General features: G+C 59.3%; 11 protein-coding genes. 6 read left to right on the top strand and 5 right to left on the bottom strand.

Annotation, left to right across the window (positions count from 1 at the left end; genetic code table 11):
• Nucleotides 1-112 precede the first annotated feature (112 nt).
• The 6 genes from GRX76_RS02220 (at nt 113) to GRX76_RS02195 (ending at nt 6,425) form a co-directional block, all read left to right on the top strand.
• On the top strand, nt 113-1,333 hold the full coding sequence (locus tag GRX76_RS02220) for a hypothetical protein (RefSeq protein ID WP_160151806.1): 1,221 nt from the start codon (nt 113-115) through the stop codon (nt 1,331-1,333).
• Nucleotides 1,334-1,699: 366 nt separating this feature from the next.
• Nucleotides 1,700-2,245, top strand: coding sequence for a hypothetical protein (locus GRX76_RS02215; RefSeq protein WP_160151805.1), 546 nt, complete (start codon nt 1,700-1,702; stop codon nt 2,243-2,245).
• Nucleotides 2,246-2,395: 150 nt separating this feature from the next.
• The gene (locus GRX76_RS02210; RefSeq protein WP_160151804.1) at nt 2,396-3,277 is read left to right on the top strand and encodes a hypothetical protein; all 882 of its coding nucleotides are present in this window, start codon (nt 2,396-2,398) and stop codon (nt 3,275-3,277) included.
• 68 nt (nt 3,278-3,345) lie between these two features.
• Nucleotides 3,346-3,756, top strand: coding sequence for an ACT domain-containing protein (locus tag GRX76_RS02205; RefSeq protein ID WP_160151803.1), 411 nt, complete (start codon nt 3,346-3,348; stop codon nt 3,754-3,756).
• Between the two features lie 91 nt (nt 3,757-3,847).
• Nucleotides 3,848-4,588 carry a hypothetical protein gene (locus GRX76_RS02200; RefSeq protein ID WP_160151802.1) on the top strand — a complete coding sequence of 247 codons (741 nt, stop codon included), beginning with the start codon at nt 3,848-3,850 and terminating at the stop codon, nt 4,586-4,588.
• 181 nt (nt 4,589-4,769) lie between these two features.
• On the top strand, nt 4,770-6,425 hold the full coding sequence (locus GRX76_RS02195) for a M28 family metallopeptidase (RefSeq protein WP_160151801.1): 1,656 nt from the start codon (nt 4,770-4,772) through the stop codon (nt 6,423-6,425).
• Nucleotides 6,426-6,591: 166 nt separating this feature from the next.
• On the opposite strand, the gene GRX76_RS02190 is transcribed toward GRX76_RS02195, so the two are convergent.
• The 5 genes from GRX76_RS02190 to GRX76_RS02170 all read right to left on the bottom strand — a co-directional run bounded on the left by GRX76_RS02190 (nt 6,592) and on the right by GRX76_RS02170 (nt 14,926).
• On the bottom strand, nt 6,592-7,710 hold the full coding sequence (locus GRX76_RS02190) for a GNAT family N-acetyltransferase/peptidase C39 family protein (protein WP_160151800.1): 1,119 nt from the start codon (nt 7,708-7,710) through the stop codon (nt 6,592-6,594).
• 238 nt (nt 7,711-7,948) lie between these two features.
• A complete protein-coding gene (locus tag GRX76_RS02185) occupies nt 7,949-9,757 on the bottom strand; it encodes a polysaccharide lyase family 7 protein (RefSeq protein ID WP_236250514.1) in 1,809 nt (602 codons plus the stop codon).
• A 190-nt stretch (nt 9,758-9,947) separates the two neighbouring features.
• Nucleotides 9,948-12,833: a TonB-dependent receptor gene (locus tag GRX76_RS02180; protein ID WP_160151799.1), complete on the bottom strand. Its 2,886-nt coding sequence runs from the start codon at nt 12,831-12,833 to the stop codon at nt 9,948-9,950.
• Nucleotides 12,834-13,167: 334 nt separating this feature from the next.
• Nucleotides 13,168-14,124 (bottom strand): sugar kinase, encoded by a 957-nt coding sequence (locus tag GRX76_RS02175; protein ID WP_160151798.1) that lies wholly within the window; start codon nt 14,122-14,124, stop codon nt 13,168-13,170.
• A 52-nt stretch (nt 14,125-14,176) separates the two neighbouring features.
• Complete coding sequence (locus GRX76_RS02170; protein ID WP_160151797.1) at nt 14,177-14,926, bottom strand: SDR family NAD(P)-dependent oxidoreductase; 750 nt, start codon at nt 14,924-14,926, stop codon at nt 14,177-14,179.
• Between the last annotated feature and the right edge of the window lie 43 nt (nt 14,927-14,969).

The following is a 14,969-nucleotide window of genomic DNA, read 5'->3' as shown; positions in this document are numbered from 1 at the left end:
TTTTTTTATGCCTGAGAGGGGAGCTTCGCCTGATGCCCCCGTCTCGACCCCTTGCTTGCCCAGCCTGCTACGCTAAAACGGGGTAGCGTTAATTTTCCGCCAGCCAAACAAAATGCCCAGATTTCGACCATTTCGCGTGTTTCTGTTCCTACTGCTGTATGGGTGGGTATCCCTGCTGTGGGCGCAGAGCGACGCCGCACCAGAACCCCTGACTGCCCAGGAAAAGGATCAGGCGACCGCTGCGCGGGCCATCAACCTTCTTTCCTTTGTCGCCGTCGACTACCCCGAGGCGGTGGTGGACAGCGCAACCCGCGATGCGCGCCTCTACCGCCAACTGCAGGAAAACGTGCAGGTAGCGGCGGCACTGTTGCAGCAACTGCCGGACAAACCCGGACGGGCGCAACTGGCCAATTCCCTGCAGGAGCTGGACGCGATCATTGAACAGATGCGCGAGCCGGAACTGGTGCGCCGCCGCGCCAATGCTGCGGCGGACCGCATTGCGGCGCTTTACCAGGTACCCCGCTCGCCCGCCGAAATGCTGCCACCGCCGGAGGAGGCGGAGGGGCTCTACCGCGAGCGCTGTAGCCGCTGCCACGGTATTGCCGGCCGCGCGCCCCAGCCGGAGCGTCGCCTGGACGACCCGAACCGCATGGGCAATTTCAGCCTTTACGATTTTTACAATGCACTGGAACCCACCCGCGAGGATGCCCACGGCCAGGCCATTGATGGCGACCTCAGCAGCCGGCAACGCTGGGCGCTGGCGGTACTGGTGGCCGGTTTTTCTGCGCCGCAGGTAGCACCCTCGGCAAAGCTCGCGGAACAATTCCCGGCGCTGGTGGGCCCGCCCGGTGCCGCCATAGTGCGGCCGGCGGAAATACCGGAAGAGGCGGGCAATGCCTTGCGCTGGTGGCGCGCGCACCCGCAACAGACCCGCCACCTGCAACATCCACTGGCCCGTGCTGCCGGGCTGTTGTACCTGGCACAGAATGCCTACCGCGGCGGTGACAACGCCAGTGCCTACCACCAGCTGATGCTGGCAATGCGCGAGGGGTTTGCGCCGGCGCGGGCGGAACTGATGGCCCGCAACCCGGCGCTGGTGACCCAGCTGGACCAGCAGTGGCAGGAGTTGCGCCAGAGCATCCTGGACCAGGCTCCGGCCAATGAGGTGATCGAAAAGTTCCAGCGCCTGCAGGCCAATGTGGTGCGCGGCCGCGAGCAATTACAGCCCACATCCGGTGCCGGGATATACGGCTGGGCGGCGCTGTTGTTTCTGGCGGCGTTGGGGGTGGGACTGCTGCTGTGGTACGGATTGCGCCGGCCGAGACGTGGATAACATTAAAAAAAGTGCGTTCTTCAGGGGCCGCACTTTTTTCACCGCCTGTGGCGGTGACGATGCCGGGCACAGCCTTGCGAGACACGGACTAGGCGTCCCCCCTTAACCCATCCCTGGGGGCTCGGCTGCGGCCGTCCTGGCCGCAGACGGTCTCACAAGGCTGTACCCGGCATCGCCACCTTCACGGAAAGTCCTACTGTCCTACTAACTGTCCTACTAGCAATTGAATCGCTCCCTTAGCCTGCCGTGGCGCCCAATCAAAGAAAATTGTCGCTTCTGCTGCCACTGTTGAGATTTACGACTAGGCTTTTAATTAGGTTGTTCAAATAACCGCCAGTCGTTGAACCCAACAGAGAAGAGTGCCGCATGAAGTTTTTGCGTCAGTTGTCCTTCCGTCCCGTTCTACTGTCCCTGCTGCAGGCCTATTGCCTGGTGCTGGTCGTGTTTTTCCTTGTCCCCGTGATGGCCTCCGCTCAGGAGCAGACCCCCGATCAGACGACGGCCCGCCAGTGGGCCGGCAACTGGCTGGTGGTGGGGCAGGGGGATGAGCAGCTGGTGTGGCAGCTCAAGGCCGATGGCACCGGCTTCGCCCACGGCTTCCGCGCCGACGGCCAGCTGACCCACGGTTTTGCCATCTCCTGGCGGATCGAGGGCGACACGGTGCGTATCCGCACCGGCGGTACCCTGCATTGCAACAGTGGCATGGTGTACGCGCAATTTACCGGCTGGAGCCCAGTGACCCTAGACTTCAACGTGATCGACGGTCGTCACTGGCGCCAGCACAACGGCGGTATTCTGTCGTTCCAACGCCGCCTGCCGGATTGGGAAACCCCGAATCACGGTGCCGAGTGCCCCAATCTCTACAACGGTGACCGCAAGGCGCCCGAGCAAACCGCCTCAACCGGCAACTGATCGCCGGTGATGAATATCCCCAGCTCGGGCCTAGCGCCTTACTGCCGGTCGGGCCAGGAGCGCCCCGCCGGCGGTGAGATCCAGCGCCCCCGAACCCAGTGTCGAAAGCTTCAGGGACGAATAAAGCGCAAGCGGAGACCGGCTGTGACCATGAAGCAGCAACGCTTTATTCCTGCAACCATGCCCAGAGTGTTCCTCGCGGCCCTGGCCGCGGTCCTGCTGGGTGTCGGTGCGGCGCCCCGAGCGGATGAAAAAACTGCCGGTGCTGCGGGCCAGATCGGCGGCCTGGAAAGACCGCTAGAGAATCCCGCTGAGCCCGGTGCCAAAGACGAAGCCCAGTATCCGGGGTGGGCCACCGAATCCCGCCTGAAAGCGGATCAGTGGGTGGGCAACTGGCTGATCTCCCGCGACGGCGAGGCCCAGCATGTGTGGAGCCTGAACAAAGACGGCACCGGCCGCTCCTACGCCTTCAGCGAGAGCGGCGGCAAAATGAAATTCTCCTACGGCTACGATATCCGCTGGTACTTCGACCCCTTTACCCAGATGGCCAACATCAAAACCGAGCGCCGGATTGTCTGCCGCGGCGGCCGTCTCTACCCCTATTTCCTCACCCTCAAATCCTACGAAAGTGACTATGCGGTGAAGGGCAAGTACGCCTGGCAGACGACCTGGACCGAAGCCAGCATCGGCCGCAATTACTTGCACAAATCCCTGGTGGTATTCATCGCGCCGCTATCTGGCTGGCACAACCCGGAAAAAGACGCGCCCTGCCCGCAGTTTCCGCGGATGGATATCGAAAAAGACATCGACACCGCGCTGGATCGCTGGGATATGGAAGCCGAAGTCAGCGAGGTGCTGGTCGACACTACCCCGGTAGAGGGCGAGCCCGAGTTCCAGGGGGAAGAGTTCGGACCCGCGCCCAAATCGCCCAAGGGCAAGGTCCCACAAGCGGGCAAAGACTCCGCCAAAGCCCGCATCAAGGACAAGTCCCGCAACAAGGGCACCAAGCCCAAACAGCCCAAGCGCAATTGAACCCCGACACCCAGAGCCAGTGCAGAGCGAACCCGCAAAACGCTAGCCACCAAAGGGAGATACCGCCGATGAATGCCCAGGTAAAAATAGATCAGCTACTGCAGCGTTTGACCCCGATCCTCAACCGGGAACCGCTGGTGATGTGTCTGCTGGACGAGCAGCAGCTACAGCGCCTGCTGCCGCAATGCCTGTGTATTTTTCGCGAGCGGGAGGGGATCTGTGCGCTCCTGTCGAAGCAGGTGGCCGAGTGCGAATCCCTGCTGCAGGAGGGAGGCTACCGCCAGATCACCCTGCATTTTTCATCCTGCCTGCAGGTGCCGGGCCTGACCGGAACCATAGTGCGTGAACTGGCGGAGGCGGGCATTCAGGCCAACGTGGTGTCCGCGCGCTGCCACGAGCATCTCCTGGTCAGTGAGCACGACGCGCCCCAAGCCATGCAGATTCTCTACGGCATCAGCAATCGCCTGCAGTACAGCTGACCCGCGCCATACCGGCGCAGCAGGCACAAAAATTCCAGTTACAAAACACGGTGACGGCAGGGAGTGCCGCAAAAGGAGCTCCCCGCCGACCATGCATATTGCCTACCCAGCTCCGCTGCCCCACGGGCGCATCCGGCAGTTGCTGCCCGACTTCTTTGTGGTACGCGGCACCGCCCGCGTCGCCCCGGGCGTGGTGGTCAATCGCAATATGGGCATAGTGCGCAACGGCGACGACCTGTTGCTGGTAAACCCGGTGCGTCTGCGCAAACTGGAAGAGGAGCGCCTGTGCGAGTTGGGCCGGGTGCGCCAGGCGGTGCGCCTGGGTTACTACCACGGTTGCGACGATCTCTACTACCGGGATCGCTTCAATGTGTTCTTCTGGCGCCAGGAGCAATCGAATCGCTATCCGCTGCCACCGGCGGACCAGTTTCTGTGTGATGGCGGCACCTGCCCGGTCACCGGTGGCCGGGTGTTCGAATTTTCCAACAGCCGGGTGCCGGAAGCGGCGCTGTTGATTCCCCAGGCCGGCGGCCTGCTGCTCACCTGTGATGCGCTGCAGTACTGGGACGGCTGGACCGGCTGTAGCTGGGCGGGTAAGTGGCTGCTGCGATTAAGCGGGGTACATCAGGGGATGCAGGTGGCGCCCGCCTGGCGCAGCCGTGCCACACCCAGTGACGAGAACAGCCAGCGCTGGCTGGCGGCGGACTTCCGGCGCCTGCTCAACCTGCCGTTCTACCACCTGCTGGGCGGCCACGGGGATTTCTGTGCGGACCGCGCCCACGAGCTGGCCGAACGGGCGGTGGGCAGCAGCTTTGTGCGGATTTCCCTGTGAAAATCTTGGTGGGAGTCCTGGTGAGAGCCCTTGAAAGTGAATTTATCGGTGTCCATATGAGAGCCCCCGCACAGCCCTGATGTCCCCCAATCGCCGGTGTTCCCGCGCTGGCTCGTGATAAGCTGCGGTAAAAACACCTGCAGCCGCGCTGCACCCGCAATCTGTATTCGACGAGTTCTGCATGAGAATAAAAAGCCTGACCGGCAGTCTGGTTCTGGCCGGCGCCCTGCTCAGCGCCTGCAGCATTAATATTCCTTTCTTCCCCATTCCCTCCGCCGACAGCGAGCGAATCCGCGCGGATGTGGACTATCTGGCAGCGGACGCCCTGCAGGGCCGCCAGACCGGCAGCGCCGGTTATCAGCAGGCGGCGGATTATGTGGCTGCGCGCTTTGCCGCCCTGGGGCTGAAATCCATCACCGGTGATGACTATTTCCAGCCGGTTCCTTTCCGCGAGGCGCGCTGGCACCAGGGCAGTGAAGGCGACCATCGTGCCAGCCTGATGCTTCACGGCCGCGACGGCGATATTACGTTCGAGCTGGGTTCGGACTTCCTCGCGTCACCAGCCACCATCGCGCAAAACACGGCCACCTCCGCGGCACTGGTGTTTGTGGGTTACGGCATCGAGGCGCCGGAATTCGGTCTCAATGACTACGCCGGGCTGGATGTGCAGGGCAAGATCGTGGTGCTGCTGGATGGCCGCCCGCCGCGCCTGCCCAATGAAGTGGGTGCTCACTACGCATCGGGGCGCACCAAGCGCGACAGCGCCGCCCGCCACGGCGCCGTAGGTTATATCACCCTGAACACCCCGGCGCGGGAGGTCCGGCGTCCCTTCGCGCGCTCGGCGGAACATCTGGACGACCCCAGCTTTGACTGGCTGCGTGCGGACGATGTACCGGGCAACGCCACCCCCGGAATGCACCCGGGAGTGGTGCTGGATATGCCGGCGGCCAAGCAGCTGTTTATGGGGGCACCCCGCAGCCTGGATACCATATTTACCGAGATGAAAAACGGCGTGGTGCCGAAGGGGTTTGTGTTGCCCTACAGTGCCACCCTGACCAGTGCGGCCGAGCATAAAAAGATCATCAGCCCGAATGTGGTAGGCCTGCTGCCCGGCGGTGACCCGAAACTGAAAGACGAGTATGTGGTGTTCTCCGCGCACCTGGATCATATCGGTGTGGATGCCAATGGTGACGGCGACCGGGTAAACAACGGTGCCCAGGACAATGCCGCCGGTATCGCGGTGATGCTGGAGGTGGCGCGGTTGTTTGTGGAATCCGGCAGCGCGCCGCGCCGCTCGATTCTGTTTGTGGCGGTAACCGCGGAAGAGGAGGGGCTGCTGGGTTCCGATTATTTCGCCCAGCACCCGCCGGTACCACCGAATTCGATTGTGGCAAATATCAACCTGGATATGCCGATGCTGTTGTATCCCTTCCGGGATGTGATTGCCTTCGGCGCCGAGCACTCGAGCCTGGGCAAAACCGCGAAGCGCGCGGCGGAGCGCACCGGCCTGAAACTGAGTCCGGACCCCATGCCTGAGCAGGTGATTTTTGTGCGTAGCGATCACTACAGCTTTGTGCGTCAGGGGGTTCCGTCCATTTATCTGATTACCGGGCGCGAGGCGATCGACTCAAATATTGATGGCTCTCAGGCGCAGGTGGCGTTCCTGCAGTCGCGCTACCACCGACCCAGTGATGAGGCCGACGCGCAGGTGAATTACGTGGCCGCGCAGCAGTTTGCGGAAGTGAACTATGTGATTGCGCGGGAAGTGACGGATGAGGATAAAAAGCCGCGCTGGAATCGCGGGGACTTTTTTGGGGATTTGTATTCTACGAAGTAGCTTCCGGCCTCGTTAAAGCAAGCCCGGTGGCGGCCAGGCGCCGGGTAAACCTTTTCGAAACCGCTACAAGTACATCCCTGTAAGCTGCGTCGGAAACGTCCCTGTTTCCGACGCTTTCGAAAAGGTTCACCCGTCACCTGGCCTTCGCATCGATTTCAGTGCTTCGTCAGCTTTGTTTTCTTACTACCACCGCAGTCCTGAGTCGCTCCCTTCCGAACAGTGACATCAGTACGAAATCCTCCCGCGCAATCGGCAGATACTGACTGTCCAGCGGATTTTCCTCATCGTCCACATCCGGGTCGTGTACATAAAAACACTCGTCATCCATTCCCGTCAGGGTCACCCAGTGCGGCACCTTTTTGCCGTCCAGGCGATAGGTGCTGATCAGTAGCAACACCAGTGCACCTTGTTCCAGCCACTGTTGGCACTGCTCCTGGGTAAAGTCCTCGGCGATTACCGGCAGACCTGAAGATTCCGCCTGCTGGCGGTAATCCGCATCCACCTGTTCGATCACCGCTTTCTTGTCCGCGCTGCGCACGCTGTCCAGAAACAGCGGTGTGGTCTGGTTGAGGTAAACCTCACAGTCAAAGCCGCGTTTCTGCATCGCCAGTGCCAACCCGATGGGGTGGCAGCCGCCGGTGCCGGAGGTCATGAAGATGGTGGTGGCTTCGCGCCAGAGGGCCAGTTCGTCGCTGCCGTTGGGCACATACGTGGAGTCCAGCCCGGCCATGGCCATCATGGCGGCGGCGGGGCCGCAGGTGAATTCGGTGCGCTGGCCGTACCAGGGGACTTCGGCGGTGTGCAGGTTTTCCGGGCGGTAGCGGATACGCTTCTGCATGCGCAGGGCGTTGCCGGCGTCTTCGTAGTAGTTGCTGTAACTGCCAAAGGTGCGGTAGCCCAATTGCTGGTACAGGGCGATGGCCGCGGTGTTCTGCTCGGCCACTTCGAGGCGCATATACAGGCGGCCGCTGCGGCTGCTGGCGTCTTCGGCGGCGGTTAACAGCGCCTTGCCAATGCCTTTGCCGCGCCCGGCGGGGCCGACGGCCAGGGAGTAGAGGCGGGCCAGGCGGGTGCCGCGGCGCAGCAGCACCAGGACGTAGCCGAGTAGCGCACTGTCCTGCTCGGCCACCAGGAATACCCGGTTGTCGGTTTTCAGCCAGTGGCGAAAGCGGCGTCGGCTGAGGCGGTCACCGCTGAAACTGGACTCTTCCAGCAGGCACAGTTGGTCGAGATCAGCGGTGCCGGCCGGTCGGATGGAAAACGGCTGAGTTGTGGTGTGGGTCATTGAGTGGGGGTGGTGTGACCGAGAGTGACCGGGAATGGCCGGAAGGTTGTACAGATAGTGGGATTAAAGCGCCGCTTCCGCTCCTGGGCAATATCTGCACAAAAATATTTTTTCGCGGGAAAAAACCCGGAGTGGAGAGGACGGGTAACGAACTCCACTCCGGGAAGCGTTGCGCTGGGCGACCCGTTAAAAAACTGGGGTTAGGCCGCCGCGTTTAAGGCGCTGACGAGAGTTGGTATCAGTCGTGGCTTTGCTCCAGGGCGTAGAAGGTGGCCTGTACGTAGTCGCTGCCGCTGCCGGTATTGTTCTGGTTGTAGACCCCGGCCTTGAAGTACTGGTACTGGTCGGCTGCGTCATAGCCGCTGTTGCTCATGTCCACGACCTGCACCACATCGGCCATGCCGTCCCGGGAGATGGTCACGGTAAGCGTGTTGCCCACCACCTTGATCTCGTAACTGAATTTCTCATTCAGCGCGATGCCGTCGGTGGGGTTGGAGGCGCTGCTGCTGCGACTGCCAATCAGGTCATACCAGCTGTCACTACCACCATTGGGCTCATGGGCCATGTAGATGGAGCCTTTGCTGTTGCCCGGGAGTTTGCGGTAGTAGAGACGCAGCGGCTCGTCGTTGTTGGCGTGAATCTGGCCGACGATCACCCGGCCTACCTGGCCGCTGTCACCGGTGGTGGTGACATGGTTGACCGCTAGAGTTGCGCGCAACACGCCGTCAACACCGCCGGCCGCCGCGCGGGCAGAAGCGGGTGCGGAACCGAATACCCAGTTGTTTTCATTCACGCCCTGGGTACTGATGCTGGTATCACCGCGACGCAGCATTTCGCGCAGTTCGGTGCGGGTGTAGGAGGTGTTGGTCGAGGTTTTGTAACCGTCAACGGGGCAGCGGAACACCATGCCGCCATCGGCCGCCGTATAGAAATAGCTGCTGTTCGCATATCCGCTGTTCAACTCGTTTTCCTTGATGGAGTCGGCGGTCCCGCTGCCATCGTTGTCGGAAGGGACACTCAGGTACCAGGCGCTCAGGTCGAAGTTACTGGACGGGGGCAGGTTGGGATCCAGGTTGCCACCGGAGCTGGAACCGCCAGAACTGGAGCTACTGGAGCCACCGCCAGAGCTGGATGAGCTGCCGCCGTCACCGCAGCCGATCACGTCCACTTCGAGAATGCTGTTCCAGTTGTTCGCGGTATTGCCACTGCCGGTGATACGCACGTAGCGCGCACTGGAGTCACTAAGGTCGTAGTTTTCAAAGTCGCTACTGTTGCCACTGGATTGTCCGCCGGCTAACACCTGATTCCAGTTGCTGTTATCGCTGGAAGTTTCGACACTAAAGAAGCTGGAGCGCTGATCGCCCTTGTACCAGGCGATATCCACTGCTTCCACCATTTGCACGCTGCCCAGGTCGAGAGTAATCCACTTGATGCCCTGGGAAGACCAGCGGGATTCGGTAGCCAGGCTGCCATCAATGGCATTACCGGGACCATGGCCGTCGTTGCTGCCGTCGTCGGAGGCGGAGGCGATGGATAAATTGCTGCCGGAAGTGCAGCTGCTGCCACCGGAACTGCTGCCGCCAGAACCGGAAGAACTACTGCTGCCGGAGCCGAGGTTTTCCAGCGCGAAATTGTCAAAGCGGCCTTCGTTACCGTTGTAGGCGCCGAACACCGTAATACTGCTGGCACTGCCGGAACTGAACTCCACCTGCAGCTGATCCCAGTTACCGTCGCTGGTGCTGGTGTCATAGGTAGTGCCATTGACCACGGCTCCGACAGTGCCGGCACCGTCCACGAAGGCGGTCAATCGGTAATTGGTGTTGGCGCTGACGGAAACCTGCTGTTCCACTTTTCCGCCGCTGCCAGAAATTTTTGCGGATTTAGCGCCGCTGTAGGCAACGCCGGAAATAGCCGATGGATCGGTATCGCTCCAGTTGTCCCAGTCGCTTTCGAAACCGGAATTTTGAATGGATGCGCTGGCGCTGCTCATGCAGGCGGACAGTAATGCCACGCAACTGATCTTCATCGCTAAAGAATTTACGTTCATGAAACCCTCGTTATTTTTTTGTAGGGTGTGAATGGGTTGCAGCGAATGCAGACTGCTGCAGTTTCTTTCAGGTGCGCCGCCCACGACGAAACCGCCGCGGAATCGGATTACCTTCGGGTACTGCTTGGGGAAAGGTTTGCGTTGAATCCTGTGGCCGGTGGCAGAACACCACCGACCACTGCGCCCTTAATCAGAATTTAGCGCGCACTCCCAGCACAAAGCGCCGGTCGTTTTCCATGATCTGGAAAGCCGTACCGTTAGCACCGGTATTGATGGTGGGTTCACCGGTTAAATTGGTGACGTTACCGATGACCGTAATATCTTCGGTCACGTCATAACTGGCGGAGAGGTCCAGTTGCGCCAGGTCTTCGCGGTAATCGTTCCCCAGGGTCGGGTCGTCGGAACCGGCACCCAGCATCAGCTCACCCAGCGGAAGAACACGCTTGGTTTGCGCTTCGTCCAGGAAGCGATCGCGGAAGGTGTAGGCGAGACGAACACCGAAGCCCTCATACTCGTAATACAGCTGGGTATTGAAGGTGTTTTCGGAAATGTCTGGCAGCGGCACACCATTCGGGTCTTCACTGTCGGCGTAGGTGTAGTTGGCACTGATACCCAGGCCAGACCAACGACCCGGCAGGAAGTCGAAGGCCTGCTGATAACCCAACTCGAGTCCCTGAACCTTGCCGTCTTCACCATTGGTGATGAAGTCGGTGAGAATGCCCATTTCTGAGATCGGAGTATTGGCATTGGCATACTGGATGCCGTCGGCTTGCCACAGACAGATCTTGTCGTAGTCAGAGGTATTGCTCAGGGTTCTGACGACTTCCGGCTGGTTTTCACACTCGAAGGTCGGCTCTGTGAAAGAGGCGACATCCTTGAAGAACAGCGTGGCGGAAACCATGTTGCTGCCCCAGTAGTGCTCCGCAGCAATGTCGTACTGGGTTGCACGGTAGGGTTCCAGTTCGGGGCTGCCACGGCTGGCCGCAATATAGGCGTCGCGATAGGCATAGGCCGGGCTCAGTTCATTGAAGTCGGCGCGGCGCATGACCTTGGCGGCCGCAAAGCGCATCAGGGTGTCTTCGGTCACATCCCAGGTAACGTTCAGGCTCGGCAGGAAGTCGTTGTAGCTGGAACCGCCGGTAACTATCTCGCCATCCTGATAGGCGCGGGAAGTGATATCCGTACTGACGTAACGGCCACCCACTACGGCACGGACCTTGCCGAAATCCAGGTTGGCCTGCACGTACATGGCCGAGGTTTCTTCATTGACTTCTGAGTAGCCGCTTTCCTGATATTCCAGGTTGTCGCTGAGACTGCCGTCAATCTGCATGTTGGTGCCGGCCAGCAACTGCTGGACGATATCGAAGGTCGCCTGCTGATTTTGCAGCAGGCCCACATCGTAAGCGGTCACCTTGGCCAGATCGTAAGCGCCGCGCATACCGCTTTGCTCGAAACCGTCGCCGGAAAAATCGTACTCACTGATGGCGTTGGGAAACTGTGCCGCAATATCTTCCATCCAGATGATGTCCGCGTTGCCGTCGGCATCGGTCAGGTTCTTGAAGATATTGGTCACACGGAACTGGTAGCGGTTCTGCTCGTAATCCCGGCTGGTGGTGCGCACGCCGGTTTTTACTGCGGAAACCCATTCCATACCGAAGGGTTCGGCGTATTCCAGGTCAAAACGGAACGCATTTTCCTGGTTGTTGATGTAAGTGCGGGTGTCCTCGTAGCGACGGAACGCCTGGTTTTGCTGGTCGGTAAATACATAGCCGTCGGCAAAGTCGACCACCGGTGCGCTGCTGTTACTGTTCTCAAAAGTTACCGGGATAAGCCACTTGTTTTCATCCGGATGTCCCTGTCCTTCCAGAGAGCGATCGGTGCCGCGAAAGCGAAATTCCGAGAAGGGCGTGTAGCTGTCGGATTCGGCAATGGAGTACTCACCGCTCACGGTTAGCTTGTCGGTAAAGCTCCACTCACCGCCAAAGGCGTGGCTGAATGCATCGGTATTGCGGAAGCTGGAACCGGCGGTTTGCAGCGGTTGGATGGCATCGTAGGTAAAGTTCTGCAGCTGGCCGTTTGCGTCCTCGTAGGTGACCCCAGGGGTGGCAACCGGTGTACCGCCCACGTGCAGCAGGGAAAAGGTTTCCTGGCTGCCGCTGCGCTCGGTGGCATTCAGGTCGAGATAGAACTGACCCTGCTCGGACGCCGGTGCCCACTGCAGCGCAATATTGAACGCGGTGCGCTCGCGCTGCTCGGTGCGCGGGTTGTAGGTGTGTTCGCGGGCAAAAACATATTTGCCGGAGGGGGTGTTCTTTGCATCGTCGGCGCTGTCGATTACACCGTCGTTGTTGAAGTCGACGTTGTCGACCATCAGCTGCACCAGTGACTCGTCGCGGCGTAGCGTGCGGTCCTGGTAAGAAATGGAGGCCATGGCGCCAAAGGTGCCGGCCTCGCCCAGGTCCCAGTTGTCACCGGCGGCAGTACTGATAATCGGCGCCCAGTTATCCGCCTTGTCAGCGTACTCGCCCTGTACGGAAATGGAGGCGAGAGGCGCGCTCAGGTCCAGTGGGCGAGCGGTAACCAGGCTGATGGTACCGCCGAGAGCGCCTTCGATCATTTCCGGTGTTGGCGATTTGATGACTTCAACCTTGGACAGAAAGTCCGCGGGGAAATCCTGGAAGTTGACGCCGTTGCGGCCATCGCCAAGGGTGGAACGACCGTTCACTTCCACGCGGTTTTGCGGGAGGCCGCGAATGGAAACTTCGTTACCAACACCAAAGTCACGGTTGATGGAAACACCGGCTACCCGCTGCAGTGCTTCAGCAATATTGTTGTCGGGCAATTTCCCAATGTCTTCCGCGACGACCGCATCGACAACGCGGGAATCATCGCGCTTGGCGTCTGCGGCGGCTTCCAGACTGTGGCGAATACCGGTGACCGACACTTCTTCCAGCGTAGTGGAATCGCCCGCCTGTGCGAACGTCATGGGGGCGAATGCCATGGCGGATGCGGAGAGCATCAGCAGACTAAGGTCTTTCACCACGCTGTGCTTTTCGAACTTTTTATTCTTATCCATGTAACAGTTTCCTCTCATTGTATGAACGATTTTATTTTTATTGGCTCATTGCAGCAGGAGTTAAACCAATTGCAGAAAACCTGTCAACAATATTGGTTAACACAATTGGTAAGATGGCCCGGGGGTATTTTTAATTAAATTATTGTTTTATAAGAAATTTATGGTTTTTCTCACTAAGAAATATATTTTCATTTATTTTAAATTTTTGACGCTCGTTTTTCTGAAAGAGCAATGGGTAAGACCAATGGTTGTTACAGGTTTTGTCGTTAAGAGGTCGGGACAATAAAAAAGCGGCCCTGGGCCGCTTGCTTGAATCAACATTTTCCGGTGGAAATTAAACTGCCTCGTTAACCTCGGGCATGGCACTTTGCGCGATGATCGCGCCACGGAATTGGATAACCGTACCCGCCAGTTTGTGCCCGCAAAGTGCAGCATCCACGGCGCTACTTCCTGCGAGCCGCCTGGCAAGGTAACCCGCATTGAAGGAATCCCCCGCTGCCGTGGTGTCCACCGGCACTACTTTGTTTGCGGGGACCAATTGCGGCTCCTGATTCTGCTGAACCAACAGGCAGCCATCGGCACCCATTTTCAACACAATTTCCCCGACGCCCCATGCCTGAAGGCGCGTTAATACCGCATCCGTATCTTCGTCGCCGAACAACGCCTGCTCGTCTTCAAAGGTAGGCAGTGCGATATCGGTGTGCCTTAGCATTTGCTCGTAGGCTTTGCGGGTCAGTGTTTCACTGCTCCACAGCCTCGGGCGGTAGTTTCCGTCGAAAATAACCAGGCCGCCATTGCGGCGAAACGCGGCGAAAAAATCGAACAGGCATTCGCGCCCGTAGGGGGAGAGAATGGCGAGGGATATTCCGGACAAGTAAACCGCATCAAACGTCATCAGCTGATCGAACAGCTGCTTTGCCGATTGTGGGTTGTCCAACAGGCGTCTTGCGGGAGCGCGGTCCCTCCAGTAGAGAAAGGTCCGTTCACCACTGCTGTCGGTTTCGATCAGGTAAAGCCCGGGCGTCGCGTTCGCCTCGCGCTTTACCAGATCGCAGCCGATATTTTCCGCTTGCCACTGGTGGATCATCCAGTCGCTCAAGTGGTCATCACCCAGCGCCGTAACATAATCGACACTGGCGCCGAGCCGGGACATATACAGCGCGGTATTCAATGTATCGCCGCCGAAGGAGAGCCCCGCATTCAAGCGGGGTTCACTGTGGTGGCTGCGACAATCGCCGTCCAGGTTCATTTCCAGCATACATTCGCCGATGACAGCGATGCGCTTGTGCATGGGTGATTCCACCTGTTTACCTCGATAAGCTTTCTGGCTGCAATTTCCCGAATCAGGAGAAGAACAGACCACCGTTGATGTCGATATTGGTACCGGTGATGAACGACGCTTCGTCAGATGCCAGATAGGCAACCGCGTCGGCCACTTCCGGAGCCTTGCCTTCGCGCTTCAGCGGAGTGGCGTTGGCGACATGTTCACGCACGGCATCTTTGGTGAAGGTGTCGTGGAAAGTGGTGCTGATCATGCCGGGGCACAGGGAGTTGACGCGAATATTTTTTGGTCCCAGCTCTTTTGCCATGGCGCGGGTGAAGGTCATAACAGCACCCTTGGAAGTGGCGTAAGCGGAGGCACCGGGGCCGCCGCCATCGCGGCCGGCCTGAGAGGCCAGGTTTACGATAGCGCCGCCGTCCATATGCGGCACAACCGCTTTAGTGAGCAGGAAAGTACTGTTTAGGTTCAGCGCAATGACTTTATTGAAGAACTCTTCGTCCATCTCGTCGATAGTTTTACGCTCTACCAGGCCACCCGCTACGTTCACCAGGATATCAATGGTTTTACCGTAGGCTTCCTGTGCCGCGGCAATAACGCTGGCAACGTCTGCCTGTTTGGTCATGTCACCTTTGGCGAGGATAGCTTCACCGCCGGCCGCTTTGATTTCAACCAGGGTTTCTTCCGCCGTTTGTGCATTGCTGAAGTAGTTCACCACTACCTTGGCACCTTCCGCCGCCAGCTTCAGGGAAACCGCTTTACCGATGTCCCTTGCCCCACCGCTGACGATGGCTACTTTACCTTGAAGTTTCATAATGACTCCTAACTGTATTTTTGTATTCCGATACAACTTGAAT

The sequence above is a fragment of the Microbulbifer sp. ALW1 genome (assembly GCF_009903625.1).
GTDB lineage: Bacteria > Pseudomonadota > Gammaproteobacteria > Pseudomonadales > Cellvibrionaceae > Microbulbifer.
The sequence above is the reverse complement of the archived record's forward strand: the minus strand, read 5'-3'. Positions and strand labels throughout refer to the sequence as shown.

What these genes read in the sequence shown, in the direction of transcription:
- GRX76_RS02180 (WP_160151799.1), bottom strand. Translation starts at nt 12,833, where the DNA reads ATGGATAAGAATAAAAAGTTCGAAAAGCACAGCGTGGTGAAAGACCTT.
- GRX76_RS02190 (WP_160151800.1), bottom strand. Translation starts at nt 7,710, where the DNA reads ATGACCCACACCACAACTCAGCCGTTTTCCATCCGACCGGCCGGCACC.
- GRX76_RS02210 (WP_160151804.1), top strand. Translation starts at nt 2,396, where the DNA reads ATGAAGCAGCAACGCTTTATTCCTGCAACCATGCCCAGAGTGTTCCTC.
- GRX76_RS02220 (WP_160151806.1), top strand. Translation starts at nt 113, where the DNA reads ATGCCCAGATTTCGACCATTTCGCGTGTTTCTGTTCCTACTGCTGTAT.
- GRX76_RS02185 (WP_236250514.1), bottom strand. Translation starts at nt 9,757, where the DNA reads ATGAACGTAAATTCTTTAGCGATGAAGATCAGTTGCGTGGCATTACTG.
- GRX76_RS02205 (WP_160151803.1), top strand. Translation starts at nt 3,346, where the DNA reads ATGAATGCCCAGGTAAAAATAGATCAGCTACTGCAGCGTTTGACCCCG.
- GRX76_RS02175 (WP_160151798.1), bottom strand. Translation starts at nt 14,124, where the DNA reads ATGCACAAGCGCATCGCTGTCATCGGCGAATGTATGCTGGAAATGAAC.
- GRX76_RS02195 (WP_160151801.1), top strand. Translation starts at nt 4,770, where the DNA reads ATGAGAATAAAAAGCCTGACCGGCAGTCTGGTTCTGGCCGGCGCCCTG.
- GRX76_RS02170 (WP_160151797.1), bottom strand. Translation starts at nt 14,926, where the DNA reads ATGAAACTTCAAGGTAAAGTAGCCATCGTCAGCGGTGGGGCAAGGGAC.
- GRX76_RS02200 (WP_160151802.1), top strand. Translation starts at nt 3,848, where the DNA reads ATGCATATTGCCTACCCAGCTCCGCTGCCCCACGGGCGCATCCGGCAG.
- GRX76_RS02215 (WP_160151805.1), top strand. Translation starts at nt 1,700, where the DNA reads ATGAAGTTTTTGCGTCAGTTGTCCTTCCGTCCCGTTCTACTGTCCCTG.